The following is a 465-nucleotide window of genomic DNA, read 5'->3' as shown; positions in this document are numbered from 1 at the left end:
ATCAGTATCTCTTTTAGTATTATTCATCATTATCTTCATCATGACATTCATCATTATCTTCATCATCATTAATACATTCGTTTGTTCCATCTACAGTATATTTATGCTTTTTACCGCAGCAACCACAAGTAATGTATATATTTATTGGTGTAGTAACATTAATTGGACCTATATTATTATTGTTATTTGCGTTTGATTGGTTATCATTATTAGCACTTGAATTAGATGTTGTATTTGCTTCTGCATTTGCATCTGCATTTGCGTCTAAATCTGCATCAGCTTCTGCATCTGCTTCTGCATCTGTGTGGATACATGCGTCTGCATATGCTTCTACTTCTGCATCTGCATCAGCTTCTGCTTCTGCTTCTGCTTCTGCTTCTGCTTCTGCTTCTGCTTCTGCTTCTAAAGCAGAGTCTATTATTTCATCTGAATTGTCAACCTTTTCAGTAATATTTTCATTTTTTT

Annotated in this window: 1 protein-coding gene; it reads right to left on the bottom strand. The window is 34.0% G+C overall.

All coding sequences use genetic code 11. The features are described from left to right. Nucleotides 1-19: 19 nt before the first annotated feature. Nucleotides 20-465: hypothetical protein (locus G3997_RS01645; protein ID WP_330616164.1), on the bottom strand; the 446-nt coding region annotated here is incomplete at its 5' end.

Source organism: Romboutsia sp. 13368 (assembly GCF_018336475.1).
GTDB lineage: Bacteria > Bacillota > Clostridia > Peptostreptococcales > Peptostreptococcaceae > Romboutsia.
The sequence above is the reverse complement of the archived record's forward strand: the minus strand, read 5'-3'. Positions and strand labels throughout refer to the sequence as shown.